This is a genomic window from Neobacillus drentensis, from assembly GCF_036965645.1.
Classification (GTDB): Bacteria; Bacillota; Bacilli; order Bacillales; family Cytobacillaceae; genus Neobacillus; species Neobacillus drentensis_D.
The window spans coordinates 60,658-61,762 of the sequence record NZ_JBALPZ010000091.1 but is presented as its reverse complement, the minus strand read 5'-3'; the positions used below and the strand labels follow the sequence as shown (position 1 = coordinate 61,762).

Sequence of the window (1,105 nt, the reverse complement as noted above, 5' to 3'; positions counted from 1 at the left end):
ACAGAGTATAAAAACAACATTATCGTTTAACAAAATTTATTTTAAAAGTTCTTTCAGCTCTTCTTCATTATCAATGGAAAATTCAGAAGTTTTATAGGATTCAATCGTTACATAGTTTAAATAGTCACTTACCCTTACAGAGAGAATTTCTTGGATCATTTCATACAGCTTCATTTCATGTTTGACCTTTTTCCACTTTTTCTTTATTAAGAATTCCCAAAGTCCTTGTTCTGATACAGAATCAATCCCCAGCAGGCGAAACTCCTCCAGCTTGCTTTTTAATGCCGGCTGTACTTGGGATCGAAAATCTTCATTTATGCGGTTATTCTCCATTCTCTCTGCCTCCCCGGAATCTCGTTTAAGAAACCGCTTTTATAAAAACCATTTAAAAAGCTTCTACAACTTGTCATGCTTTGTCCACCTCTAGGCATATAGTTAATTGTATATGAATTCTTCTTATTTGAGAAGGTGGGAACCTAAATGTCGAAGTTTTTAAAAGGGACTTTTATCCTTTTAGTTGCAGGTTTTATCACAAGAGTCCTTGGCTTTATTTATCGCATCGTACTGGCCAGAAGTATTGGCGAAGAGGGCGTCGGTTTATATATGATGGCATACCCTACGTTTATTCTTGTGGTAACGATGATTCAGTTAGGTCTTCCGGTTGCCATCTCGAAAAACATTGCAGAAGCGGAGGCAAAAGGAGATCATGCCGAAATCAAAAAAATCCTTGTCGTATCCCTGGCGATTACGGTGGGTTTATCGATAGTCTTTACACCAGCATTGATTTTACTGGCACCCATTCTATCAACCACACTCTTTACCGACCCAAGAACATACTATCCTCTGATCGCGATTGCCCCAGCACTCCCCATTATCGCAGTCGCATCTGTGCTGAGAGGATACTTTCAAGGCCGGCAAAATATGCGGCCATCAGCTATTTCACAAATACTTGAACAATTTGTCCGGATCACATTAATCGCAACAGCCACTAAAACATTCCTCCCTTACGGAGTGGAATATGCGGCGGCAGCGGCCATGGGGGCCTCCGTTTTAGGTGAACTGCTTTCTCTCGTTTACTTACTGACAACCTTTAAATTAAAAAAAC

General features: G+C 40.0%; 2 protein-coding genes. One reads left to right on the top strand and one right to left on the bottom strand.

Annotated elements, in window-relative coordinates:
* Positions 1–36: 36 nt before the first annotated feature.
* Positions 37–333, bottom strand: a complete 297-nt coding sequence (locus V7266_RS17900) for a post-transcriptional regulator (protein WP_335469609.1) — start codon at positions 331–333, stop codon at positions 37–39.
* A 147-nt stretch (positions 334–480) separates the two neighbouring features.
* On the opposite strand from V7266_RS17900, the gene V7266_RS17895 reads away from it, so the two are divergent.
* Positions 481–1,105, top strand: a 625-nt coding sequence (locus tag V7266_RS17895) for an oligosaccharide flippase family protein (protein WP_335469607.1), incomplete at its 3' end; no start/stop codon positions are given.

Excerpts from the sequence above, each read along its gene's own strand:
- V7266_RS17900 (WP_335469609.1), bottom strand. The coding sequence starts at position 333 with ATGGAGAATAACCGCATAAATGAAGATTTTCGATCCCAAGTACAGCCG.